The organism is Mesorhizobium sp. B2-4-13 (assembly GCF_006658535.1).
Classification (GTDB): Bacteria; Pseudomonadota; Alphaproteobacteria; order Rhizobiales; family Rhizobiaceae; genus Mesorhizobium; species Mesorhizobium australicum.
In genome coordinates this window covers 24,121-48,357 of record NZ_VFVB01000016.1, presented here as the reverse complement: position 1 = coordinate 48,357, position 24,237 = coordinate 24,121, and the positions used below count along the sequence as shown (strand labels likewise).

Annotated in this window: 21 protein-coding genes; 9 read left to right on the top strand and 12 right to left on the bottom strand. The window is 60.3% G+C overall.

Annotated features, from left to right (window positions below; translation table 11 throughout):
• Window positions 1-20: 20 nt before the first annotated feature.
• Both FJ936_RS30735 and FJ936_RS29375 read right to left on the bottom strand, forming a co-directional pair.
• A complete protein-coding gene (locus FJ936_RS30735) occupies window positions 21-392 on the bottom strand; it encodes an SDR family NAD(P)-dependent oxidoreductase (protein ID WP_210245835.1) in 372 nt (123 codons plus the stop codon).
• A complete protein-coding gene (locus FJ936_RS29375; RefSeq protein WP_141907412.1) occupies window positions 379-1,725 on the bottom strand; it encodes a family 1 glycosylhydrolase in 1,347 nt (448 codons plus the stop codon). Before FJ936_RS29375 ends, FJ936_RS30735 begins: the two co-directional genes overlap by 14 nt.
• Before the next feature lie 797 nt (window positions 1,726-2,522).
• Here FJ936_RS29375 and FJ936_RS29370 point away from each other — a divergent pair.
• Window positions 2,523-3,380 carry a hypothetical protein gene (locus tag FJ936_RS29370; RefSeq protein WP_141907411.1) on the top strand — a complete coding sequence of 286 codons (858 nt, stop codon included), beginning with the start codon at window positions 2,523-2,525 and terminating at the stop codon, window positions 3,378-3,380.
• 1,432 nt (window positions 3,381-4,812) lie between these two features.
• A complete protein-coding gene (locus tag FJ936_RS29360; RefSeq protein ID WP_246680590.1) occupies window positions 4,813-5,916 on the top strand; it encodes a PAS domain-containing protein in 1,104 nt (367 codons plus the stop codon).
• Window positions 5,917-6,008: 92 nt separating this feature from the next.
• Here FJ936_RS29360 and FJ936_RS29355 read toward each other — a convergent pair whose 3' ends face one another.
• Together FJ936_RS29355 and FJ936_RS29350 are read right to left on the bottom strand one after the other, a co-directional pair.
• Window positions 6,009-7,130 (bottom strand): PHB depolymerase family esterase, encoded by a 1,122-nt coding sequence (locus tag FJ936_RS29355; protein ID WP_141907409.1) that lies wholly within the window; start codon window positions 7,128-7,130, stop codon window positions 6,009-6,011.
• Between the two features lie 1,005 nt (window positions 7,131-8,135).
• Entirely contained in the window at window positions 8,136-8,414 is a 279-nt protein-coding gene (locus FJ936_RS29350) for a hypothetical protein (protein WP_141907408.1), read from the bottom strand.
• Between the two features lie 2,697 nt (window positions 8,415-11,111).
• Here FJ936_RS29350 and FJ936_RS29335 point away from each other — a divergent pair.
• The 3 genes from FJ936_RS29335 to FJ936_RS29320 all read left to right on the top strand — a co-directional run bounded on the left by FJ936_RS29335 (window position 11,112) and on the right by FJ936_RS29320 (window position 12,981).
• A complete protein-coding gene (locus FJ936_RS29335; RefSeq protein ID WP_140792186.1) occupies window positions 11,112-11,294 on the top strand; it encodes a hypothetical protein in 183 nt (60 codons plus the stop codon).
• 741 nt (window positions 11,295-12,035) lie between these two features.
• A complete protein-coding gene (locus tag FJ936_RS29325; protein ID WP_141907407.1) occupies window positions 12,036-12,239 on the top strand; it encodes a hypothetical protein in 204 nt (67 codons plus the stop codon).
• A gap of 301 nt (window positions 12,240-12,540) precedes the next feature.
• Complete coding sequence (locus FJ936_RS29320; RefSeq protein WP_181763200.1) at window positions 12,541-12,981, top strand: two pore domain potassium channel family protein; 441 nt, start codon at window positions 12,541-12,543, stop codon at window positions 12,979-12,981.
• A gap of 106 nt (window positions 12,982-13,087) precedes the next feature.
• Here the strand turns inward: FJ936_RS29320 and FJ936_RS29315 are convergent, their stop codons facing one another.
• The 4 genes from FJ936_RS29315 to FJ936_RS29300 all read right to left on the bottom strand — a co-directional run bounded on the left by FJ936_RS29315 (window position 13,088) and on the right by FJ936_RS29300 (window position 16,381).
• Complete coding sequence (locus FJ936_RS29315) at window positions 13,088-13,519, bottom strand: low affinity iron permease family protein (protein WP_141907405.1); 432 nt, start codon at window positions 13,517-13,519, stop codon at window positions 13,088-13,090.
• 679 nt (window positions 13,520-14,198) lie between these two features.
• Window positions 14,199-14,495: a hypothetical protein gene (locus FJ936_RS29310; RefSeq protein WP_140792768.1), complete on the bottom strand. Its 297-nt coding sequence runs from the start codon at window positions 14,493-14,495 to the stop codon at window positions 14,199-14,201.
• 251 nt (window positions 14,496-14,746) lie between these two features.
• Window positions 14,747-14,962, bottom strand: a complete 216-nt coding sequence (locus FJ936_RS29305; protein WP_141907404.1) for a hypothetical protein — start codon at window positions 14,960-14,962, stop codon at window positions 14,747-14,749.
• A gap of 321 nt (window positions 14,963-15,283) precedes the next feature.
• Complete coding sequence (locus tag FJ936_RS29300; protein ID WP_141907403.1) at window positions 15,284-16,381, bottom strand: ABC transporter substrate-binding protein; 1,098 nt, start codon at window positions 16,379-16,381, stop codon at window positions 15,284-15,286.
• Between the two features lie 539 nt (window positions 16,382-16,920).
• Here FJ936_RS29300 and FJ936_RS29295 point away from each other — a divergent pair.
• Complete coding sequence (locus FJ936_RS29295) at window positions 16,921-17,124, top strand: CsbD family protein (protein ID WP_027162011.1); 204 nt, start codon at window positions 16,921-16,923, stop codon at window positions 17,122-17,124.
• Window positions 17,125-17,975: 851 nt separating this feature from the next.
• Here the strand turns inward: FJ936_RS29295 and FJ936_RS29290 are convergent.
• The 3 genes from FJ936_RS29290 to FJ936_RS29280 form a co-directional block, all read right to left on the bottom strand.
• On the bottom strand, window positions 17,976-18,338 hold the full coding sequence (locus FJ936_RS29290; RefSeq protein ID WP_246680589.1) for a response regulator: 363 nt from the start codon (window positions 18,336-18,338) through the stop codon (window positions 17,976-17,978).
• Between the two features lie 167 nt (window positions 18,339-18,505).
• The gene (locus FJ936_RS29285; RefSeq protein ID WP_348643182.1) at window positions 18,506-18,751 is read right to left on the bottom strand and encodes a hypothetical protein; all 246 of its coding nucleotides are present in this window, start codon (window positions 18,749-18,751) and stop codon (window positions 18,506-18,508) included.
• Window positions 18,752-19,218: 467 nt separating this feature from the next.
• Window positions 19,219-19,797: a DUF6101 family protein gene (locus FJ936_RS29280; protein ID WP_181763199.1), complete on the bottom strand. Its 579-nt coding sequence runs from the start codon at window positions 19,795-19,797 to the stop codon at window positions 19,219-19,221.
• A 374-nt stretch (window positions 19,798-20,171) separates the two neighbouring features.
• On the opposite strand from FJ936_RS29280, the gene FJ936_RS29275 reads away from it, so the two are divergent.
• A complete protein-coding gene (locus FJ936_RS29275) occupies window positions 20,172-20,372 on the top strand; it encodes a hypothetical protein (protein WP_141907402.1) in 201 nt (66 codons plus the stop codon).
• 178 nt (window positions 20,373-20,550) lie between these two features.
• On the opposite strand, the gene FJ936_RS29270 is transcribed toward FJ936_RS29275, so the two are convergent.
• The gene (locus FJ936_RS29270) at window positions 20,551-21,132 is read right to left on the bottom strand and encodes an amino acid synthesis family protein (RefSeq protein ID WP_141907401.1); all 582 of its coding nucleotides are present in this window, start codon (window positions 21,130-21,132) and stop codon (window positions 20,551-20,553) included.
• A gap of 161 nt (window positions 21,133-21,293) precedes the next feature.
• Here FJ936_RS29270 and FJ936_RS29265 point away from each other — a divergent pair, with 161 nt between their 5' ends.
• Window positions 21,294-23,087, top strand: coding sequence for a helix-turn-helix domain-containing protein (locus tag FJ936_RS29265; protein WP_141907400.1), 1,794 nt, complete (start codon window positions 21,294-21,296; stop codon window positions 23,085-23,087).
• 169 nt (window positions 23,088-23,256) lie between these two features.
• Window positions 23,257-24,234, top strand: coding sequence for a flavin reductase family protein (locus FJ936_RS29260; RefSeq protein WP_141907399.1), 978 nt, complete (start codon window positions 23,257-23,259; stop codon window positions 24,232-24,234).
• Window positions 24,235-24,237 lie beyond the last annotated feature (3 nt).

Genomic DNA, 24,237 nt, shown 5'->3' with positions numbered 1-24,237 from the left:
GGGTCATGTGCGCGAATGCCTCACGCGTGAAATGGACTGCCCCCAGCAAGTCCCACACTCAGCACCTTCAGCCAGTCCGCGCTGGTGAACGCCTCGAGGGGCTTGAACATTATCAGGCCGGCGTTATTGACGACGATGTCCAACCTGCCAAATCGCGCGAGAGCCAGTCGACAGCACTGCCCGACGGCAATCTCGTCTGAAACGTCGCAAACCAAGGCGGCGGTGTCCGGCGCGCCGGCTTTTTGAACTGCCTGTGCGGCCGCCTGCGCACTGCCTCCATCTAGGTCGGCGATGATAACCCGGGCGCCTTCGGCGCCTAAGCGGGTCGCGATGGCCAGCCCAATGCCGCTTGCGGGGCCAGTCACAATCGCGCTCTTGTCAGCCAGGCGCATCGGGTTTCACCTTGTCCTTGGAGGGTTCCAGCGGTTCGGCCCCAGCTTCGGCGATCCGGTCCACATGCAAAAGGCCCCGCGCATAGTCCTGCTGCGCGCGAACACTTGGGTCGTCCTGCTCGGACGGCAAAAAGACGGGCAAAGCGAGGCAGACACTTTGGGTGGCGAGCAGCTTGTTCCAGTTGGCGATGAGCGCCTTGTATGCGGTTCCCACCGCCCTGGGGTTGCGGTCCAGATCATAGAGGCCGACCGCATTGCCCCTTCCGTTGTTCTCGCGCAGGGCGCTATCCCAGTCCACCTGATCGGTGAGCGAGTACCAAGTGAAGCCCACGATAGGTATGCCGTCGTTGCGGATCCTAAGCACGTTGGCCCACTCCTTCCACAACCAGTAAACGGCTTCGTCCCCGTTCGGCCCTTCGCGGATGTTTGTCTCTGTATGCATCACAGGTAGGCGGTAACGGTTGAAATACTGGCGCGTAATTTCGTCATAGCCGAACACCTCGCCGGAAGCCGACGTGGTTCCGTCCGCCCAAACCCGGTGCTCGTTGGTCTGGTAATAGTCAGTGCCCATCACGCAATGCCTGCGCAAATGGTTTTCCAGGAAAAAGCTGTACTCCTGCGCGGTCATCCCGTTTTCGAGCAGGTAGCGATAAGTGCGCGCGTCGACGTCATGCCCGTAATTGAGGTCGAGCGATAGGAAACGCTGACTATTGAAACGCTCCGCCTTGCCGATGGCCTCGGGGGAATCGGCGTGAAAGTATTCCGAGGACTCGCTTTGAATGAAGATAGCGTCGGGCCTCACTTGCAGGATTGCCCGCATCGCCACCACGTTGCCCTTCACGATATGCTTGAGGGCGGTGACGAAGGCGGTGTCGGTGCTCAGTTGCTCGTTCCACCAACCCCAGCGCGCTGAAAAGGTGGCGCAGATGAACATCTCATTGACCGGCGTGTAGAGCTGGATCCAAGGAAAGCGGGTTGCGAAGTCGTGCGCATAACGTTCAAACAGCCGCGGAAAATCCGGGTTCTGGAAATTGCCCACCCAGTCTGGAACGCCGAAATGGCAGAGGTCGACGATCGGAAGAACATCCCTGGCCTTCAGGTCAGCGAAGGTCTCATCGGCGAAGGTCCAGTCATAGTGTCCGTCGCCCAACCAGGTCTTGTGAATTGGAGGCCCGTAGCGGAGAAAGCGAAGACCCAGTTCCTGCAGCAGCTCGAAGTCGGTGCGCCATTGCTGGTAGAAGCGACATTTCTCCATTTCGTCGACCCGCTCCCGTCCTCCACTGATCGTGGGAGCGCTGTTTTCAATGCCGGTGGCAAAGACGAAATTGAACATCAAAGGTCCTGAGCAGCCAAGCTGCAGCAATTTCGTAACGTCCAGCTTGCAACGCAGTTCCGGGCCGGCAGGTCAGCACGACTTTTGGCGATACGCGACTACGGTACCGAACGGACGGCGGGTCTCGCCAGCTATATGCGGGACCTGCGTGTTCAGTTCCTGCCGTTCGAGCCCGGGTGAAGCGGATTGCCGCCGAAGGTGATTGCGTCACATATCCACGCGACGAGATCGCCAGGCGATGTGGGATTGCGATCGTTGATTTTTCCGCCTGGATGGACGGGCGCCAAGGGGGAATGCCAAGCGAGGCAGGCATTTATAGGACGAATCTCCCGTTCGTTCGAATGATGGCAACTGAGGAACCACCAGTTAGGTTCCAACTGATGCTTTGGCGCGCGCGGTGGTGTTTCGCTCGCTTCGCGCTTTTGCTCGGCACCGGAAATTTCGACAGGTGGAGATGCAATGCGGTGAGGCTGCAGTCTCGAGGTTCAGCGATGGGTCATGTGCAGAGCACGAGGGCGAATTGTCTCCTCGATGCGTTCAGCTCGATTGGACGATGGACTTCTTTTTTGCCGCACGAGACGCGCGGAAGGCGGGCGGAGGCCATCGTCACCCTCTTTCCGTTATGCCTTGTTTTGCTGTTCGCATCTCCGGCACACAGTCAGCGCGCGCCTGACGCCTCAGCGCCTCTCCCAGCCAGCGACAGTTCGTCCGATGCATTTACGGACAACGTCGATGTCGGCAAAGAGCCCGGCAAGGCACCGGCAGGGGCATTCGGATCCCACGCAGTTGGAGAGCTGGTGCCCAGCGAAGCACAGGCACCCGACGCAGAGGCACAAACGCCGCCAGGCGAAAATCAGGAGATGTTACGACGCGAATTGGATGCCGCACGAGCGGAGCTAGCCAAGCAAGCACAAGCTCTAAAAGAGCAGCAGCGAAAGGACGAAGCCCTTTCGCTCGATCTGCAGACGGCGCAGCGCGCCATCGAAAGCTTCAGGGCCGAAGCCACTCTCTGGGGCGGTGACAAGCCCGCGCCCAGTGCAGCCCAGCCCTCCAAGGACGTTCCCGAGACTGCTGTGACGCAAGCTCTTGACGACGAACGGCACAAGGTTGAGCTCTTGGGGCAAGAGCTCACAACGGCTCACCGAACCATCGAGGCCCTCAAGACAGCCGCAAATGCGGCCGCCGTCGAGCTGGCCAACGCCAATAAGAACCGTGAGGCGGCCGAAGCAGGTCTACGGCAAGCTGGAGAAGCGCTCGAACTGGAACGCAACCGAGCCGATTCAGCTGCCCGTGACCTCGACGTCGTTCGCAAGGAGCGCGACGCTTCAAACCGGACCTCGGTCGGGTTAAGCGCGGCGTTCGAAGAAGAACGTGAACGGGCGACCGGTCTGGCCCTGAGCCTGAGTGCCGCGCGCGAGGCAATCGACGACGTCGCAACCATGAACCGGCCTGCGGCTGCACCGCGCTCGCGAATGATCCATAAGCCGGCAGGCGTGGTTGCAAGTGCACCACCCAGATCAGGGGTTGAACCGGGGCGCAAACCGCGCTCGCGAGAAAAACAGACAGGGAAGCAGGCTGCTGTCTTGGCCCCGATCTCTCTTCCCCTCGCATTGCTGCCGACCCGACCACCAAAAGGGCTCGACCCGCGCCAATGAACAGACCGTGGAGCCGAATGTATGCCGAGGTCAACATAGCAATGAAACACTACGTCGCCGCCGCCCTGATGATCGGGATTGGAATCGGACCTGCCTGCGCTCTCGACAAAGGGGTAGGCGCCAGCGTCGGCGGAATCGGAGTCGGCGCCGCAGTAAACGCGGGTTCGCAAGGCGCAACGGTCGGGGTGGGAGCCAGCGTCGGTGATGCAGGGGGATCACATGTCGGAGCTTCGGTTGGCGCGGCCAAGGGAGCAGTCGGCGTTGGCGTTGGTGCCAGCGGCAATGTCGGCAACGCAGGCGCAGGCGTTTCGACCAGTATTGGTTCAGGCGACGATTCGGCGGCCGACGACGGGTCGCCTACCGCTAGCGGCAGTCCAGCCACCACACCCAAAGGAACGGCTGGTCCCACCGCCGCTGCGTCCGCCAGGAGTGGTAAGCAATCGATTGTCTTGCCACCAATTCTTAAGCCTTCCATATCTGCTGACGGCGGCTTCACCGACGGCTATCCTGTCAAGCCTCAGAGACCCCTGAGAGCGAAGCCCGGTATACCAGCTGCTGTTGTGCAAGCCTGCCGCTCCGCGATCACGTCCGCCGCCACACCGCTTGGCGCCGTCCGCGTCAGGGCGTTAAGCGCAGGATTGTTGCGTCGACGTGGGGGTACACTCACGGCACCAATCAAGGTTCAAATAGATTATGCAAGGCAAGGGGGCGTCGAGGTTCGGCAGGCCGACGTCGATTGTCGACTGGACATGGCGGGCAGGGTCACGGCGATAAAATGAGAACTGGTTAGCCACGTTCGAACGCCGCGCCGTTCGGCTGCCTGGGAACTATACCGTCAATTTGCGATGCTTGTTGCACAGCCAGTGAACATCGTCATTTCTAGGCGATCATCGGGGGGCGGGCTGTGGGGCATGTCAGGTATTTCATTTCAAAGATCGGTGACCAATGGCTGGTCCGGTTTGACGGCAAGGACTATCCCTATTCAGCGCATCGGAGGCCGTGCGTGCGGCTGTCAAGGCAGCCAGCAGTGCCTCGGCTACTGGCTACGGTGCCGAGGTATTGGTTCAAGGCGTCGATGGGAAGTGGCGAACGGAATGGCCCATGATTGAGTCGGAACGCCCTGATGAGCATCCTGCCATCCCTGCGCGGTGGCGCTGATCTGTTCGCAGTTCGCGGCCGCCCTTTGCGCCGACCTTTTGACCGGCTCACCTTCGACGGGGACCCTCGATCAAGCTGTCGACCAACCAGGTGACCTCCTGACACACGGCGACGATACTTGGTCTGCCCGGTAGGTTGCACATTTCAGCTGCGGCACAAGCGCCGTGTGCCTCGTCTCAACCAAATATTTCGAAGAACCGATGCGCGGCTTTACTCCGGTAACCAGTCCGGTTCGAAAACATCACATTGGAAACCTTGTAGGAAGTCGGGCGTTATGGCTGACCTCTATCAAGTGAGCCCTCCATCAAGTGAGCAAAGAGTGCCTGACAACGCCAAATCATCGTCAGCCCTCCATGGCGACCCCCCGGCGGCAGCAGCCACGACCGCATGGGCGGATCGCAAGGAGCTGGCATCAGCGGCGTTCGAGCGCACCCGCATGCCCATCGTCATCACCGATGCTCGGCTGCCTGACAATCCCATCGTGCTCGCCAACAGGGCCTTCCTGGATCTGACCGGTTATACATCCGATGAAGTCCTGGGTCGAAATTGCCGCTTCCTACAAGGGGAGGGAACATCGCCCACGGCCGTTGCGGAAATTCGAGCGGCGATAGAGCGTCAACGAGAGACGAATGTAGAGATACTGAACTTCCGCAAGGATGGTTCGCCGTTCTGGAACCAGCTCCATCTGAGTCCCATCAAGGACGATGAAGGCGGCCTCCTCTACTACTTCGCGTCGCAGATCGACGTAACCAAACATCGCATGATCCAGAGCCTGGAGGCGGCGGAGCACCGCCTTCTCATGGAGGTCGATCATCGCGCAAAGAACGTTCTAGCGGTTGTCGATGGTATCGTTCGGCTGAGCAAAGCAGACAGTGCACCGCTCTATGCAGCGGCCGTTCAACGCCGGGTCCAGGCTTTGGCGGTCGCACACGCCCTATTGGCCGAGCGCGGCTGGCGCGATGTGCCGCTGGACGAAATCGTCTCCAGGCAGGTCGCCCATTTCGCGTCTGGCAGGACCGCGATGACTGGTCCTGAAGTTCTGATCCCAGCGGTGGTCGTTCAACCACTGGCTCTCGTCACCCATGAATTGATCGTCAACGCCGCAACCCATGGAGCTCTCGCCCAGGATACGGGGCGGTTGCAGGTCAGCTGGCAGGCGACCGGCCATCATGGCGGCTTTAACCTGCGGTGGGAAGAAAGTGGCAGACGTAAAGCTGGATCTCCGCCAGGGGAGCCCGGCTTCGGAACGACCATGGTCAATGCGATTGTCCAGAAGCAGCTTCAGGGTGAGATCCTGCGGGATTGGACATCAGACGGTTTGAAAATCAACATAAGCGTCCCGGGCACGGCTGCCCTTTCGACAGCCAAGGGTGCCTGAAACCCTCGTTGATCTCAGCCCATTTTCGCATAGCGACATGGCAGGCCGGGCCCCCCGCTAGACGAACGTTTATCAACAAGTCTGGCCGTGAACTATTTCATCAAGCCGGCAGCGCGAAGGGCGCTTTCGATAAGCTGACCAGGCCCGGCCGTCGGACCGCTGCGTGGTTCGAAGGGCGGATGCGGGACCACCAGAGGGGAGCGTCCAAACGATGTTGCCGGTAAACGCGCATCTGGCGAGGGGTCCTCAGAACCCGCGTCTTCAAGTCCCCAGAATCGGGATATAAGCGAGGTGGACGATATGCCGGTGTCGATCACAAAAGATGCCCCCTGACTCAATCCGTCCGCGGAGTCCACGGGTGTCCCGTGCGCCATGCCCGAGATCAGGTACGACTCGATGACTTCCTCATTCGCGCCGTTCTTCCAGACGTCGCGGCGGTAGCCCTGATGCACCTGTGTCTCGCATTGCACTCTACTTTGCCCGAACAATGTGAGCCACTGCCTGACGAGCTGATCGGAGTTGATCGGACTAACTGTTGTGTCGGCGCTTCCATGCCAGACGGAGAGTTTCGGCCATGGTCCGCAGTGACCGGAAGCTTGCTGGACGGTCGTCGCCAATCGCCTTGCGGTGGGGGCGCCGTGACCTCGCATGCGGTCGAAAGCCTCCGGCAGGCTGTTGGCGCTGCCATAGGGTAGACCGGCTACGATGGCCCCGGCCGCAAAGACTTCAGGGTAAGTCGCCAGCATAGCGGCGGCCATTGCCCCGCCGGCGGAAAGTCCGGTGATAAAAATCCTTGTGCGGTCGATGTCGTGAGCGGTGACCACGGCCTCTATCATTTGGCGGATTGAAAGCGCCTCACCGGAGTCCCGTCGGGTGTCGGCCGGGACAAACCAGTTGAAACAAAGATTGGCATTGTTGCTGCGCTGCTGTTCTGGAAAGAGGACGGCAAAGCCCATGCGATCTGCCGTCCTCGACCAGCCGGCGCCGCGGTCAAAGGATGCAGCCGACTGCGTACAGCCATGGAGGACAATCACCAGAGGGGCCTTCGCCGCAAGGTCCTTGGGGCGGTATGTCCAGCCCCGCAACTTTCCGGGGTTTGACCCGAACAACTGGAGTTCGGAAAAGCGCTCGTTTTCGTCAGGACCATTCAAGACCCCATCCATCTGTTTTCGCCGAGCTGCCAAGCGTGCAACGGTATCGGCGAGACTTCTCATGTCGGTATCCTTTCGCAGGCGGGTCCAACAAGCGGAACGCCGTGTTTCCAGGTTGGTTGCTGCAGTGCAGCATAATTGCTTGCAACCGCGATCCGCATGGGGTGGTGGGGGGCCTCTGCCTCCGCGAGATAAAAGCCCCGCGCCTTTCTCCTTGCTGCGTCAGGCCTTCCACAAGTCCGGACAACTTGCCTCAACGGGCCATCATCCGGGCTAGACATTGCGCCGAGAAAGGCTCGCCGTCCGACGATCGCCAAAACGGTTTTGCCGCGCCGGCAATGATTCCGGCTTCGGTCGAAGCAAGTCGAAACGGGTTGACATGGGGCATGCCGTCTCGCCGTGGCCGACGGCCAGAAGTGCCATGCGGGAGCGGAACATCAGAGCTTGCTAATGGTTCTACTTTGGTGGATTTCCAATTGAGAGGACGATCGTGTCAGCCTTTGAATTCGTCTATTTTTCTGGTCTCACGGGGAATGATCTCCTGGGCGGTGTCGTCTCGTTGTTGGCGTGCTGTGTTCTCTACAACGTTATCGCGGAGGATCGCCCGCACCGGTGAGCTCGGGACCGCAACAGGTGGATCCTAGATCGGCCGCTCTCCACACATTCGAGGTCGCATGCGGATGATTTCTATTTCCCATCGTGGGACCCACTCCGTCAGCTCTCGTCGGCCGATGCCAGCACTTACGGACTACCGCAGCCACCCGCCCGCAGTTTCTCTCCGCATTGAGGAACCCCCCCCGCTGCAGCCCGTGAGGAAGACTTACGAGGGATGCGTTCTGAGCACCCATTTCTGAACTACAAGACCGATATGCTCATTCTGGATGATGAACTAGCCGGCGGCGGCCGCAGGGCCGTCGGCGTCACAAGACAGGATGACGGTCACACGACCAAGCGCAGGCGCATGGATTAGCCGTGGCTGTCCGGGGAGGATCGCGACGATGATGAGTCCCGCTCTTCCTCGACGTTGAAAACGATGCTTGCTCGAAAGGCAAGATCGCCGCCCTCGTCTCATACGACGATCGCCAATTTGTGGTGATCACCGTGTGGAAGGGCGTCTTTGGTCATCTCCGCCAAAGCTTTGATCGCCTCATATCTGACCGCGCCAAGGTCTTGGCATTCCGTTCCCTCATCGTCAGGGAATATCGTTCCGTTGTCGTCGAAGTCGAAATAGTAGAGCGCCATCGCCGACCGAGCTGGAGGGCTCGGCGTTTGTTCCTCGCTCTGGCCCTGATGATCCATTACAGGAGACAGCGTCAACCACTCTCGCACGCGTGAAAAGCGCAACACCAGCCCTCAGCGAGGCTCCGCGCCAATTTACGCTCCAGTGCCTTCATTTGTTCGACTATGAGAAGCGGGTGCGCGGCCAAGTTCAGCCCAGTGCAACGCCTGTGCGAACAATCCCGAGCTTCAGTGTCGCGAAAGATGGTGTCGTGCAAAATTGCCTGCAGCGTCTCGCCGTCTGCGGGCTGCGACACTGGGCGTCGGACTTCTCCGGCCAATCAGCTGGACCCCGTGTCTGGTTCGGTGTGGCCGACCGTGCGGATGCTCCGACTAACCGATCGAGCATTCGACGTCCGCTGAAATGTCCCCGAGATGAGGGCGATCGATGGCCGATTGACTGCGGGGCTGGCAAGCAGAGTTTCGTCGGCTCGGCGCCCAGAAGGAGAGTTGCCTGAAGACGCCGAGCCTAGCCAGCGAGATTAGCGGGGGGCCGCGTCCTCTCGCCGGCTAAGAGGTTATGCGCTCTGTTAGGCACTCATGAAGCATTCGAATGCACTAAGAGGCCGGGACATTTCTGCCTGAAATCCGACTTGCTTAGCCATTTCATCTCGGGAGGAATAAACTGGGTTGTCCAATCGTCTGCTCGAGAAGTACCTGACCTTATAGTCTCGGCACTGCATGCCAGCTGGCCCGGACGGGCTCCTGGATCAAGGCCGTTACGACGTTCACCTGCAGTCGCAGGGCGGATGATGCCGCCCGTCGCGCGACATGAGTTTCCATCCTGATCGTGTTGCGCTCGATGTCGATAACATCCCGCAGCCTGAGTGCGGCCGCTGGACCCGAGCTTCGACACGTGCGTAACTGCCAACCCTGCGGTGCATGAGATTGGTGCCGCAGGCGACCTCCTGAACATGCGCAGCCGCGGCCCAGTTCACGGCAATGCGGCCACCGAGCTCGTTTCTGGAACATGTGTCGGGGCATCCCGGAGCCTGACGCTTATCCTGCTGCGGCGCCTTCCCCATCTGCCGCGGGCCAAGCCGCTGCCTTTCATGCAACATGTGGGAACCTGATATTCGTCGGCTGGTTCGAGAGGCGGCAGCTCCCGTGCTGCTGGTCAGGTCCCCAATACCTGGCCGGGCCCGCTTCCCTCGCCAGTGAGGCGGGCCCACTGCATCGGCAAAGGCGTCCGGCGCCTTCGTTTGGAACCTAGATGACCATAGCTGGTTGGGCACCCGTGGGCGCGGGTGACGATTTTTAAGGGACCGATATGCGTCGCAAGGTCGACAAGCTAAGGCACGAACGGACTGACCGGGAATCTCGCGTCGTCATCGATGCGGAGCGTAAAGCTAGCGAAGCGAAGACGACAAACGGGTCGGTTCTGACGTTGAAGAGGAGCCAATGATACTGCTCGATTTAGAAGAAGGTCTCGAAGAAGCTGGCTTCCCGTTTGTTGGTATGAGTAGCGCCACGTAAGACCTCTCTTTGATGCCGACCCGGACTTGATCAGCGCTCTTATCTCGGACATCCGGCTGGGTGATGGACAATCCGGTTGGGAAGTTGCCCGGCATGTGCAGCAATCCAATGCGATGATCCCGGTTGTCTATATAAGCGGGGACAGTGTTCCTGGCATTGGGGCGCCGAGGGGGTCCTAGAAAGTATCATCACGAAGCCGTTTTGCTTTGCCTCAGGTCATCACCGCCCTTTCCATGCTGCTCAACCAGCAACATCCGCACCAAACGAGCCAGGCGCGTAGTCGCTCTCGATTGCCTCACGCGCGTACGCGCCAAAAGGTCGAGGCGGTGCCTTCTGCTAATCTGGCAATGCCTTACCAGTTTTGGTGAGTAGCCCGGGGCCTCACCGCGCAATACGGCCCACAGCCCACCCGAGCGAGATAGCCACGACGAACCCCAGAAGTACAGCCGTAAAGAACCACATGAGGCGTTCCTTCGCTCGTTGTACGAGCATCAACGCGGGAAGCGATTTATAGGTGCAGGTCCGCGGGGCAGCGGTCCGCTCGGGCGCCCGCCGACGCCGTGGAGCCGCATGTCTGGTGGTCGGTCTCTGAGTGGGTCCTTGTTGGACGTAGTTGCCACCCCTCGATGGACCGTTCCAGGTCGGTGGATCTCGATTGCGTGGTGGTAGGCGTCGCCCAGGAAAGCAGGGCAAGGCTGACCGAGAAGGAGATCAGCAAGGCGAAGGCGGTCGCGAGCAAGACATGGTCCCTGTTGAAAGCCGGGTATAACCACCGCCAATCCGGTTCGTTCATTCACAGTCTGCTTGCTCGTGTGTCCTGGTTACCGCCCCGTTAAGAACGGCCGCGCACCTGTGCAACTTGGACGCAGCCTAGGGCTGGGCGGCGAGCCCTTTCAGCAGCTTTCGAAACGCCGCCTGATTGCCAATAACTCCTCTGTCTCGCTTGGAACCTTTTTTCGCCGCGCGGATTGCTGTGCATGACAAAAACCCCTGAAGTTGCTCCGCCCATCCTAGCCGAGACCAGCCGGGACCGGCCTGTCAATTGCGAGGTCGCTCTGGAATCCGCCTTCGCGGCCCTTGTCGCCACCTCCATCGGCCAGGGATGGACCCGGAAGAGACGGCCGAAACGCTGCACAAGCTGGCCATGGAGCATCTCGAACAGCTCAAGGCTATAACCGCCTAATCGCTCCGGCGCGGCTCCGGCATTTCGACACGTCACATGTCGAATTATTTGCATTCAAATGAATTTCACGACGCTATAGATGCTGCCTCAACGTCTGGGAGGAGAGCATGGCTCCGCACGAACAGCATGCCGTTGAAATTATCCGCGAGAAGAAATGGACCGTGCGTGTAACCGCCTATGGCAGCGCCATCACGTTCACTTTCGAATCTGAAGAGTACGCTCGCTCATACGCGGACGGGCAGGCGTTCCGCCTCGGAGTCGAGGTTGTCGAATTCAAGAAATGCGCCTAGCTGCAAATCAGCGAACTTTTTCCCGCAGTTCCTGTTGGCCCTGAGGGGGCACTTCGGACGCAACGGCTTCAGATCGCCAGCCTGCTCAGGGCCAGCCTGCGCAGGCAGTCGGCCGGCGCCAGGATGCGGGCAGGCGGTCGTAACGGTCGCCATCTGTCGTTGGGCTCACAGGTCGCGCTGGCCAGCGCGCGCACGAGTTCGCCGGTTGCGTTATCGGAATACTTCCTCTCAAACTAGACTTCGGGAAACGGTCATGGACTTCATGGCCCTGGGGAGGGGTGTTTCCTTTTTTACCGCTCCACCAAAATTCTGCCGTTCGAAGTCGGTGTCGACGGTACCAGAGAACCCGGGCTTTATCGCGGGGACGTATGCCATTGCTGCCGATGGGCTCACGGCGAGCATTGACGGCTAGCTGGCCAGCCCCTTCACGAGTTCAGCCCCGCGCCGGACTCAGCCCGCCGAGACGAAGCGGCCATGCAGTGCAACAAAGCGAAGCGAACCACGTTGCCCCCTCAGGAGTGGAGGAACGAAGATGGCAGACGACAAGAGCAAGAGAGAGACTCGGGATCGGAACCGCGTCTCGGTCGAAGGAGACTACGAGGCGATATCTCGCTGAGAAGGCCGCGATTTCGGCCCAGCAGGTCCGCAACCTCATTTAGCAAAACGGTAATAACCGCGATACGCTGGAACGCGAAGCGAAGAACTCAAAGGCTCACTGAGGCCAAGATGGCAAGGTACCAGGTGGAAGAGATCTACGGTGACACCGTCGTGTCGTCTGGCGTCGTCGTGGAGGACGATCCGATGAAAGCAGCCGAACAGGCTGCCGGGCAAAGAGTGTCCCCAAGGGCACTGCAGGAACATTGGTTCCGTGTGGTTGATGAAGAGCAAGCCGCCGTCTACGAGTACAGCCTGGCCGCACGTGACGAGCAAGATGCCCGGGTCTGAACTCTCGGACGAGCCAACCATTTCCACAATTGTCCAGTATGCGGTCGGCAAGTCGATCCGCGGGGCTTGCGTCAACCCTTATGGCATGAGGTGCCTGAGCATGACCCGCTGGAGAAGGAGCCCGCTCCGATCCTCGAGTTGCCACCCCGAAACTGGTAAGCCCGCCGACCGGGGCGTCGATGAGTTTCTTCGCGGCTTGGACGAGCCGGACGCAATAAGTCTGTACGGCAGAAAACCAGACCTTCACACAGGCGCTCAATCGCGCGATCAACACGAAGCCTCCCTTGAACGGTGCATGGTCATGAACGTCATCGCAGTCAGCCTGGTATCGCTCGTTTTGGCGATCGCGTGTGTTCTGGTCCACTATGAGGCTTTCAGAATGGTCGCGAGCTCTGCCCGTTCAGCCGAGGTCGGCGGGTTCCCGAGCCGAGGACGATTGCTGATCGTAATCTTCGGAGCGCTTGCCGCACATACTATAGAGATTACGTTCTACGGTTTCGTCTTCTGGGGCCTCCACAGCTACCGGCTGTTCGGCGAAATCGTCGGAGAAATCTCCGATGGATGGGTCGATTTCCTGTATTTCTCCGTCACCAATTACACGACCCTGGGAGTTGGCGATATCAGGGCCGAGGGTCCGATCCGACTGATTGCCTCGTCGGAGGCGCTCACTGGACTGGTGCTGTTGAGCTGGACGGCCTCGTTCACCTACCTCTCCATGGAGAATTTTTGGAAAAGGAGGTAGAGCCGCGAGATCTCTGGCCCGTCTCGATGTGAGGTCTACTGACGGAGGCTACCGGCAGCGATCGCGGGGGCATGTGCCATGCTTCGTTCCATTGGCGAGGAGCGGCTTAATACCGTTTCTCCTCCTTGCCGTCAGCCATGTTCCTTTCCTTGCGCCTTCGCCTCTTTGCGCCTGGCCGGTTGATCTGGGCGCGGGCCACCGCGGCCTCACAGGTCGACCTCATCTCTTCAACCTCGGTCGCGGTTAGAAGATCTATCCCGATAAAGCTGTTCTTGGCGGTACTCACCCGCACCAGCTCGTCAAGCTTAGCCTGTACCGCTGCCCCATCTCGGTTCTGCGTATTCTGGATGAGGAACACCATCAGGAACGTAATGATCGTCGTAGAGGTGTTGATGATTAGCTGCCAGGTTTCTGAAAAAGCGAGCACAGGTCCGGAGAAGCCCCAGACCGCTATCAAAGCGATGCAAAGGATGAATGTAATTGGCCGGCCCGCTCCTCGAGCAACGGCGTTAGCAATATTTACGAACAACTTTTCCATTCAGCGTCACGGACCCATCACAATCAACCCCGCCGAAGCGGAAGTCTTTTGCTTCATTGCGCCGTCGCTTTTTTCCTAGCCGCCGATTTGGGCAGACCAGATTGACTTTTTGAGGTGGAGTTCTTTGAGGGGGCTGTCATTGCGGGGGCGGCTCCGGCCTTCTTGGCCGCGCCTTCGCACTCGATGGCTTCTTCGCAGCTGCCTTCTTAGGGGCGGCCTTCTTAGCAGGAGCCTTCTCCACTGCCTCCTTGCTGGAGGAGAAAACGCCGGTGATCCGGTCGATGATGGACACTGCGCTACCCTCCGTCGACGCACCGCGCGACGTTCTACACCGACTTTGCCCAAGTTTGATCAGCGGCGGCGGGCTGCGCTTGAAAGTTGTTCAAACAACTCTCCAGCGCCTCCATTCGGTAACGCATCAAAAGGGCGCAACACTTGGGCCGGCGGCACAAAAAGCTTGACGCACCTTCGACGCGGGCGAGGTCTGCCGGCGCGCTCGACCTAGCCACCAGCGGGGCAGGATGCCGCCGCCGAGTTCCTGCTTGGTCGTGTACCCGGACTTAACTATGCGGGCCTCTTCCCAGATGCTCTTCGACAACTGCATGACACGCCTGCTGAATGGGTAAGCGCAGTCAATCCGGCTCCCGCGTTGGACGCATGGAGCCGGACCAAAGAGCGATCAGTCCTCCTGTTGGATGACGACGGGCCGATTGTGGTGGTGACGGTGCATCGAGCGAGTGATGACGACGGTATCACGGCGGTGATGCCGATGGCGCCACGAGCGATGGCCGTTGTCATAGAATGCTTCCTGGCCGTGATGTCGGTGGTGAAGACGGCCACCTTCGTCATTGTATATGACGGTGGTACCATGGTGATGTCGGTGATGTGTTGAAACCACCACGTCAGCCTCGGCAGCAGAAGCGACCACCGGAGCCGCAAGCGAAAGAGCCAAAGCGCTCAGAATCAAAACCTTCATTTTGCTATTCCTGTATGCCTGAAACACGTCCCTTCACGAAGCCAACGAGGCAGGGGTGCCTTTGTTCCGGTCTGTCCCCCGGGTTTCGCAGGGGCCATCCCTTCAAAGCTGACTCGCGTCGATGCGCACCGTTTGATCGGTTGGGCCACGTGTGCTGTGACGAAGCCGATGCGGGGACTGAAACAGGTGTGAAGGTGATCCCGGTTTGCGGCTTGGGTTCACCGGTCTGGCGATGCGGCGGGCGTTTCTTATCAGCCTGCGGCAGGCGAAGCGGGCGCGGGTGCGTTGCCGCCTTCGTTCTGCTCGGGGGCAACCTGCGGTGTCGGTTGCCGTGAAGCGTTTGACAAGGGTGCGAATATAAAAAAGGCGAGAAGGCCTAGAAAAACCAGGGCGATCACGACCACGGCCCAGCTCGCGATCCGAGCTGTACCTCGCCGTTCCTGATTGCGTGAGAGATCGTTGGTCATTGAGTGTCCTTCCGGGATCGAGTGGTCGGATCCCATCGGCGCCCGAACTTCAATTGAGCGCTGATGTTCCTTTCATTCGGAAAGACCAATGCTAATGTCAGGCTCATCCCGAAGGATCACTTGCCAAGGGAGAGAGCAGCGCGGCGCGCCGAGCAAGAGGTCGACGTGAAGGCTTCCCGCGGAAGCGGCTGCATGGAACAATCCATCATGCCCAGATTTCTCGGGGCCGCCGGCCACAGCGTGGAGAATGCTCCAAGCCATTGGATGGCCCCAAAAGTGACGGCGCTGCTGCGCCGCGAACTCCCGCCAGCCAACTCCGCCTCACCTGGCATCGTCAACACCCTTGATTTGCGCCGGGTTGCCCGGTGTTCTTTCGGCGATTTGAATCGGCACACCAGTCCACTGCCAAACGGTCGTAGCTGGTGTGCGAAAGAACTGGATGTGGCCACGGGTGCCGGCAACCTCTATCCGCGGCCATGACTCTGCGATGCTGTTCCGGTCAGTGCCGTAGGACCGTATTGCCTGAGCAAGGACGACGATCGTGTCGTATCCTTCCAGAGCAACGAAGGAGGGCGCCTCGCCCAACTTCTCCCGCAGGGCCCTTTCGACGCGTGAGCCTAGCGGGTCGAGGTCTCCGGGTCGATAGCGCAGGAAGGGGATCGCAGCGCTATCTTCGCCTAGCAATGTGGCCCATTCAGCGAATTCTGGTTGCCCAGCTGGAGCGCCGATCTTGATCGTGGACAGGCGACCGTCATTGCGAACTGACTTGACGATTGAGATTGCTGGCTCTGGCTGGCCTACAAGAAGAAGAAGCACTGTCGCGCGATGGTGGATGAGTTGGTCGCACAACATTGACGGGTCCAGCGAGCTCATGCTGATGTCGGATAACGTCGCGCCGTTTGCTTCAAGGTGACCACGCAGAATGTGAACGCCAGATGCCCAGTAGACGCTCTGCTGCGATGCAACGGCGATCCGATCGTGGCCAGCGCGCGACAGGAAGTCGGCATATGTTTGCCAGCCGCGGGACTGCGGCGGGGCAAGACGTGCGACCCACTTGGTTGGTTGATCCGTTAGCCTGTCGAGTACCGCCGACGAACAGAGAAAAGGGAGTCCAAGCTCGTCGGCCCTGACAGCCGCCGCGCGAGCAACGACACTGTGATACTCTCCCGCGATCGCTACCACGCCCAAACGGGCCAGTTCATCCACCGCCGCGACGGCCTTCTGTGGATCGGCTGCAGTGTCTCGGACGAGCAGCTCAAGCGCCTTGCCGCCGACGCCACCAGCGCTATTGATTTCGCTAACAGCTAGCTGAAGGCCCGCAAGCAAATGTCTGCCTGCCTCAACCCAGCCGGGGCGAGTCAAAGGGACGAGTGCTCCGATTGTGGTCGTTTCTTCGGAGCCCGGACCAGTCGATGCCATTCAGTATCTCCTGGTTCGCAATCCTCACCGCGTGCCCAGCTACAGCGCACATGCCTCGACCGATAGAGACAGTCGGACCTAACTCCAACGATCTGTACCATCGCCACTACCGACACAGTTCCGATGCGGCAGGTCTTAGTGGACTGGCTACCGGCGTCGATAATCCCGCGGCCACCGACACGAGGCAAAATTCGATGGCTACTGCCCGCAAATCCTAAACGCTTGTACTGAGACGCTTAGCGGGTTGTAAGGCAGACGGTGTGCCAATTTAACGCCAGAGCAGTAAAAAGTCCGAAAAACACTTGGTGGTTGACGCCTGTTTGGGCGTCTGGTCCGGGCTGATTTGCGGGCAAATCCGGGCAGCTAGTGGAGACTAGGTGTTGAGACGCCGGAATGGTGAGTGTGTTGTGTTTGCTTGGGGCGCGACGGTCTATTGGCCTTCATCCTGCCGATAAAGCGAACCTTATGGGAAGGAGACGGTCCGGAACCTCGCTGCCCCGATTACGTTTCGACTTCATATCAAACGAAGGAGGCCACACATGGACTGGAACCGCGTTGAAGGGAACTGGAAGCAGGTCAAAGGCAAGGTCAAGGAACAGTGGGGCAAACTCACCGACGACGACCTCGACCGCATCGCCGGCAAGCGCGATCAGCTCGAAGGCAAGATTCAGGAACGTTACGGCCTGGAGAAGGATCGCGTCCGCCGTGACGTCGACGATTGGTACAGCATGCAGGGCTGGTAACCATTCCCAAAGAAGTCCCAGAAAGCCCGCGGCTCTGGCGGACGATCTGCGCCGATGGGATAGCCGGATCGCGGGCTCTTCGCCTTCAGCATTACTCGACGACGAGACCGGGCTTCAGCGATTCGGCCTTGTCACTCACAGGTTCGCCAGCCTTGCCTTGCACGCAATCGTGGAAGCGATTGCGCTTGTCTGACGAACGCACCGCAGGCTGAGCGGCTGCTCGAGGGCTTTGCGAAAATCTGAATTCCGCGTAGGCCGCTCTTCAGCGGCTCGCAGCATCAGCCATACTGCGCTCGCTCGGCAGCGCCCCCTGTGTCGTTCCAGCACACGCGCTCTGGCATTCGTCTTGCAAAGCCACTTCATCTTGGGAGAAGATGAATGGCTCTATCCAATCAGCTGCTTGACGAAGACCTAAACTTTTCAGTGTCCGAGCTGCAAAACCCTACTGGTCAGGAAAGGCTCCTGGGTCAAGTCCGTAACGACGTTCACCTGCAAGCGATGCGGCGAAAGGGTACGGCTCTCGTACAGCGAGAAGCTTGAAATTTTCAGGTTGGGTGCCACTGCCCGCGACAGTGGAACCTAACGTCGCGTAGTCTTCTTTGCTTATGCATTTGAACGCGCCGGTCAATGGCCACGATGCTAATTTCAGATAAGCTGGCAAAGGTCAGTTAGGCTCGGCGGTTTGCCCCTGCGAGATCAAGCCACCGAGCCGTCGCCTGGTCAGACAGGCCTCCCATGCGGGCTGCAACATCCGGCCCTGCGGAAGTTCAGGAAACGGCGGACCGGTTGTGTGCTCGCACGTGCTCATGGCCCAGGTGCCGGCGGCGGTGGAATGAGCCGTTCAACGGGAGTTAATCAGCGTCGATAATGCCGTGACAATCTGTGGCATGAAAAACGGTTTCCAGATGATGATGCTTCGACACCCCTTCCGCGCCCCAGTGTGAGGCAGTGTCGCCGGTCGCGTAAACGACTGGCAAATTTGGATTTGCCTGCCGAATATGTCGAGCGACGTCCCAACCTCGCATTCCCGGCCCCAGACGGATGTCCGCGACGAGAGCCCGGATTCTTGAGGGGTCGACATCGAACGCCTCAATCGCGCTCGCGGCGTTGCTGGCAGCAACGACGGTGAAGCCGGCCTTGGTCAGCGCGAAATCGAGGTCAAGCAATATGACAGGCTCGTCTTCAACCACGAGGACTTTGCCGTCATGCATCATGGACCATCCCGTAGGCGTTGGCCGCCCTAACAATGAGAGGATGACTAAGTTCCGGCCTTGTTTGTGAGATCCCACTAGCCGGCAAGTGCGGGCAGGATGCACAATGGGCCGGCCTCATGTCGGCTTGTCCACCAGCGGCGCCTTTCTGATCGACGACTTGTACGCGCTCACCAGCCTGACGACGGCGGCATCGATTGTGACTGGTACGCCCAGATCACGCGGTTTTCGTTGATGTGGGTGAGGCTGCCAATCAACTCGATGTGCTGCCCCTTCTGTACCTTCGTCGTATGGTCGATCACCGAGTGGGGTTGCCCATAGGAAGGGATGGAAACGCTCACCCGGTCCTCAGTGACCCGCTTGCGCACGGTTGCCGTGATCACGACCTCGTCGCCGATATTGATGCCCTTTGCCATAGCCGTGAGTCTGGTGCGAATAATGGCTTCGTCAAGCAGATGCTAATATGAATTGTCTGGCGAGGCCGAACCGCCCGCTTGCCGGCCGCGTCCAGTATGTCGCTCCAGCACACGCGCTCTGGCATCGTCTTGCACGGACGCATTCGCCGGCTGCGCAACAACACCGCTCGCCAAACTGATGATCATCGGGCGCGAAACTCACCATTTCGGAGGCGGCGGCCGACGACTGGCATGAGTCAGGCTACCTAGCGAGCCAGAGGAACAACTGTGTCCAACCCTCGAACGACCCGCGCGAGGCGCGTTTCTCAAGTCCTCCAAGCAACAACAAGGCAGCTATCCTAGCTTAGAGGGCCGAGGGATTCGTAATGAAGCCGACGCTACCTGGCCGCGCCTGGAGGGGGGCTCAGCAACCGACCCAGTGGAGAAGGATCGACCCTGCCGACCAAGTGCACGAGACATTTGTCACATCACTTCCTATCCAACAATCGACCGATATGCTCTAGCGACGTCAGTTTGTTCATCAGGCCAGCCTTTGAAAGCCTAGGTGCATGGTCGAGACGCGGTCCGTCTTGGGGTCGCTTCGATGAGAGCGAGTTGATCTTGGCACCGAGCGTTTCCTCAAGCGTGCGGGCAACGCCGTCGGCCCCCAGCAGAAGCATGGGCAGACGGTAGGCCACGGCCCAGGCACGCCAGTCGGTGGCAACAAGCTCGAGCTCGTCGGACACCAGTAGCGGCACCGTCAGCATCGGATCATTGTGCAGAAGCTTGAGCTCCGCTGTGAAACTTCCACTTGGATCCTCCATTGCGCAGGCGGCCACTCCGCGGAAAACCTTGGCGGGGAGGGCAATGATTGCCGGCACGCTGCTCACATTTTGCGTGCGGCGGACCACCGCACCACGCTGGTTGAGCGTAAAGGTCACGCCGCCATAGTTGTCACTTGTGGTGTAGCTCACCTGCTCCGGCAGGCGCGACGGGTCGAGACGCCTGTTGCGGCCGGTCCAAGAACTCGTCTCCGGTTCAGTATGAGTCCGCTCACCGTCGTCCATCATTTTCACCTGGAGAGAGAAGGGGCCGGAAGCGCAGCAGCCAACCAATGCCCAGAGTGAGCCCCCCTGCGGCGCCGCCGTCTTCGGCTTGCATCCAGCAACGGCAGCGTGCCTTGGCCATCTGTGCCTCCTATTGAGGCGGAACCGGACGTACCCGGCTCGAACGCTCAGCACATGTCCTAGTGCCAGATAAAATAGGAGCGTATTCTGCATTAGCCATTACTAATTCATGTCAATTTTTTGGTAAGTCTCGCAAAAGACCGTCGGCCGAGTTATGCAACTCGACAGCCGCGGCCGACCCCAGTCAGCGCATTTGTTGCGCGAATTCCGTGTAGCTTCGGCTTTTAGCGGTCGAACAGGCAGTGCGCTAGGCTGTGGCGAACGATCCGCTGTCGGTCGAGCTGATCGACGCGATGCTGTCGCGAGCGGGTGTGGCGACAGTATTGCCGACCGCATCCCGCAACGAACCATGCCGGCGACTTCATGACTTCATGGCCATCCCCTGCGTCGGCCCGGTGACGGCGCTCTCGTTCCTGACGCGATCGACGATCAGTCGCGCTTCCGCCTTCGCGTGATATCGCGGCCTGACGTTGAAGGTCAGCTATCGTGCTTCCCTGGTCACAAGCGAACCGACCGCTGCCGGCCCCCAATCTGCCGGTCAGCTTTGCGCCTCATGTCGGCCGTTGAGGCCCGCTGCGCCGATTCTCGAAAGCGGACATCATCGACCACAGGGCAAGGGATGCAGCGCAAGGATCACATCGCTGCTTCCTGCTCCATTTCTTTCACGTCCTGAAAGCGGTCCGCAATCCGTGGGTGAACACGTCCGCCGTCCGCCGCGCCGATGGCCACGACGATCTCGTCGGCTGCCGGGCCGTCCGCGATCTGGAAGTTGGCGGTGATGAAATGCGAGCGGCGGCCGTTCTCGCTCTTGTGCATCATCGGCAACGACAGCAGCGCGCCTGGGGCGTTGCGCGTGTTGCAGAATTCGAGATAGGTCGTGCCGCCGACGGCGTCGCGAAACACATTGCCGAACCGCAGCGTATGGATCATGGCGGAGGCGTGTTCGATCTCGCCTGCGACGCCCACGGCGGCGGCCTTGCCGTAGCTCTCGATGCGATCGGCAGGCATAAGCTCGAGCAGGCGACGCGTGAGCTCATGCCCCAAGCGCGGTGCGATGGCGACAATCTCCGGCCGCAGGTTCTCGACGAAGCCGCGCGCCGCCCATGGATTGCGTAGCACGGCCGCGACGACGATCGACTTTACAGGCTTAGCGCCCGCCTTGCCGCCTTCAATGTGCACTTCCTCGATGAAGGTGCAGACTTTTCGCAATTCCATGATCTCAGGCCCTGTTGGTGGAAGCCCAGCCTAATCAGGCCCGGAAAGCTGGTATTCCTCCGGTTCGTAGGAAGAATCGGCGTGCACCCCGCTTGGAAGCGGTGTAGCGTTCGTATATCCGCGACGGCTTAAATGGCCCTTCGCGAGGCGGAAGACCGGGCGTGGACCACGAGTCGCAAATTCTCTCTTTGCGGGACGCCGCCAGCCTCATCAATTCGGGTGGCGATCTCCAGTCCGTGCTGCGCGACCTCGTGCTGGCAGCCTGCCGCCATGCCAAATGGACGCTGGGCTCGATCATGAGCATCGATGCGCCGCATGGCCACGCCTATGTCATCGTCCGTCATGATCCGACGCTCATCCAACGCGCTTTGCCGGACCGCTGGGAACTGGCGACCAGTCCTTCGATCGTCGCACTCAACCGCAACGAGCCGGTCTATATCAGGGATGCGCGGGTGTCGGAGGAGTTTCCGGGTTATCGCCGCGAGGCGTTCGAACGCGACTATCGCAGCGTGCTCGTCATGCCGATGAGCTGTGTCGATGAAGACGGCCGGCCGATGGTGCTGACCGTGGTCTCGCGCGAGATCACCGAAGTGAGTGCCGAGGATATCGCCTTCATCGGCATGATCGTGCATCTGGGCGAGATCGCGGTGGAGAAACAGCATCGGCTGCGCCAGGAAAAACAGGCGGGCGAGCGTCTGCAGCGCGCCTTGCAGGCGCATACCTCGCTTCTGCAGCAGGCGCTGTCGGAAGGATCGGTGGTCTCGCTCGCCGACAAGGTCGGCGAGCTGTTGCCCAACCCCGTGGTGGTCATCGATTTCCACGCCAATCTGGTCGTGGCCGGTCGCTCGCCGAGCCAAGCGCATTTCGATGCCGCGACCTGGCGCCAGGCAGTTGGCGGCGTGCTCAACCGGCAGATCGTCAAGGTCGCGCGCGGCGCGTCGGAAGCGCGCCAGGACGAGACTTTGTTCGTCGACGACGGCAAGCATCGCCTCAAGCTTTCGGTGCGCGTAGAGCCGTTGACAATCGACGACGAAGTCGTTGGCGCGCTGATGATTTTTCCGACGCCGCAGCAATCCGGACAGCTCGACCAGATGCTGCTCGACAGCGCCAAATTTGCGCTCAGCGTGCAAATGATGCGCAGCTTCGTCCGCTTCCGTTTCGAGACCAGATCGCTGACCGAGCTTTTCCTGGAAGTCGTGGAACGCCGCTGGCGCGATGAGGCCGACATCGTCAACCGGGCACGGCGGCTGGGGCTCGACCTGACCGTGCCGCAAAGACTTATTGTCGTCGACTACGCCGATACGGCAAAGGACGGCGGCGGGCTTGCCGATCCCCATCATGCCCTTGTCCGCCTTCTGGAACAGGCAGGCGTGGCGGGCACGGTTGTCGCCGTGGGGGGCGGTCTTGTCTGTCTCGTCGCGGGCGATGCCAGGGAGAGCATGCGCCTGGCGAAATTGCCGAACACAATCGCCACGGAGTTTGGTCGCCATCTCGGCCGTGAGCCGGCGGTGCTGGTTTCCGAGGTCTGTGCCTTGCTGGCCGATTATCCCACCGCCTGGGAGCGTTCCCGACGCATGATCCGCATCGGCCGGTCTTTTGGGCGCACCGGCGTTTTCGCCGGCCAGGATTTCGGTCCGCTGCCGATGCTGGTCGCGGCCGCCGATGTGCCCGATGTGCGCAACTTCGTCGACAAGAGCGTCGGCGCCTTGATCGCGCATGATCGCGAGCACGGCACGCCGTATCTGGACACGTTGTTTGCCTTTCTGCGTGAAGGTTGCCGCAGCCAGGCTTGCGCCGACGTGATGGGGCTGCATGTCACCACCTTGCGCTATCGCCTGTCGCGCATGGAAGAGCTGTTCGGGATCAAGCTCGACACGCCAGAACAACGTTTCGCGGCCGAGCTGGCGATCCGCCTCAGCGGCATCATCGACAGCCGCGTGCCTGAAACCCGCTAGTACCACTCCATCCCGACATTGCCGTCGCTATCCGCCGCCAGGCGCGGGCTTATCGCGCTCCTGCTTGCTCGGGATGGCAGCAGCCAGTCGCGAACTCTTTCCTACAGATCCGAGGAAGAACCGGTGCCGCCTCCTGCCTAGCCTTCGTCCGACGATGTGGAGGAAGATAATGGCGGACGCGGTGGCACAAAGGATGATCGACCCGATCGCTTTGCGTCGCGCCTTCGGCACCTTCGTGACCGGGGTTACGGTGATCACCACGCGTGACAGCGACGGCAATCCACGCGGCATGACGGCCAATTCCTTCACCTCCGTCTCGCTCGATCCGCCGCTACTACTGGTCTGTGTTGGCAAATTGGCGGCGAGCTTTCCGGCCTTCAGTGAAAGCCAATCCTTTGCGGTCAATTTCCTACATGAGGGACAGGCCGATGTCTCATCGGTGTTCGCATCGAAAGCTGCGGACAAGTTCCAGTCAGTGAACCATGATCGCGCCCACACCGGCGCGCCGATCCTCACCGACAGCCTGACTTGGTTCGATTGCACCGTTCACAATCGCGTCGAGGCCGGCGACCACGTCATCCTGATCGGTCAGGTGCAGGCCTTCGGAACCAGCCCGTCAGCGCCGCTCGGGTTTTGCCGCGGCCGCTACGCCAGCGTGAAGGATCCCCTGCCGGCCGGTTGGCTGGCCTCGCAAGACATGATCATCGGCTATCTGGTTGAGGCTGGCGATCGCATCCTCTTGCGCAACGACGGTAGAGGCGGCTGGATGTTGCCGACGGCACGGCGCCGCAAGGCGGATAGCAACCTGATCCTAGATGGCGGCGAGGCGCTGAGCCTCGTTCCCGAAAACACCTTCCTCTATTCGGTTTTCGATGTCGCCGACAGCGACCCCGGCTATCTGATCTACCGTGCCGAGCTGAGCCGCGAGGGTGCTGAAGCCGCCCTGCCGGATGGTCACGCCTTCTTTCCAGTCGACATGCTGCCGTACGAGCAGATCGCCACGCATGAAGTGCGCGCCATGCTGCGCCGCTATGCGCGCGAGCGGCAGGACAAGCGCTTCGGCATCTACATGGATAGCGGTGACGGCGGCCGTGTCGCAATGATCGACGGACAGTCGCAATCGTGGACGCAGGCCGCGTCCAAATGACGA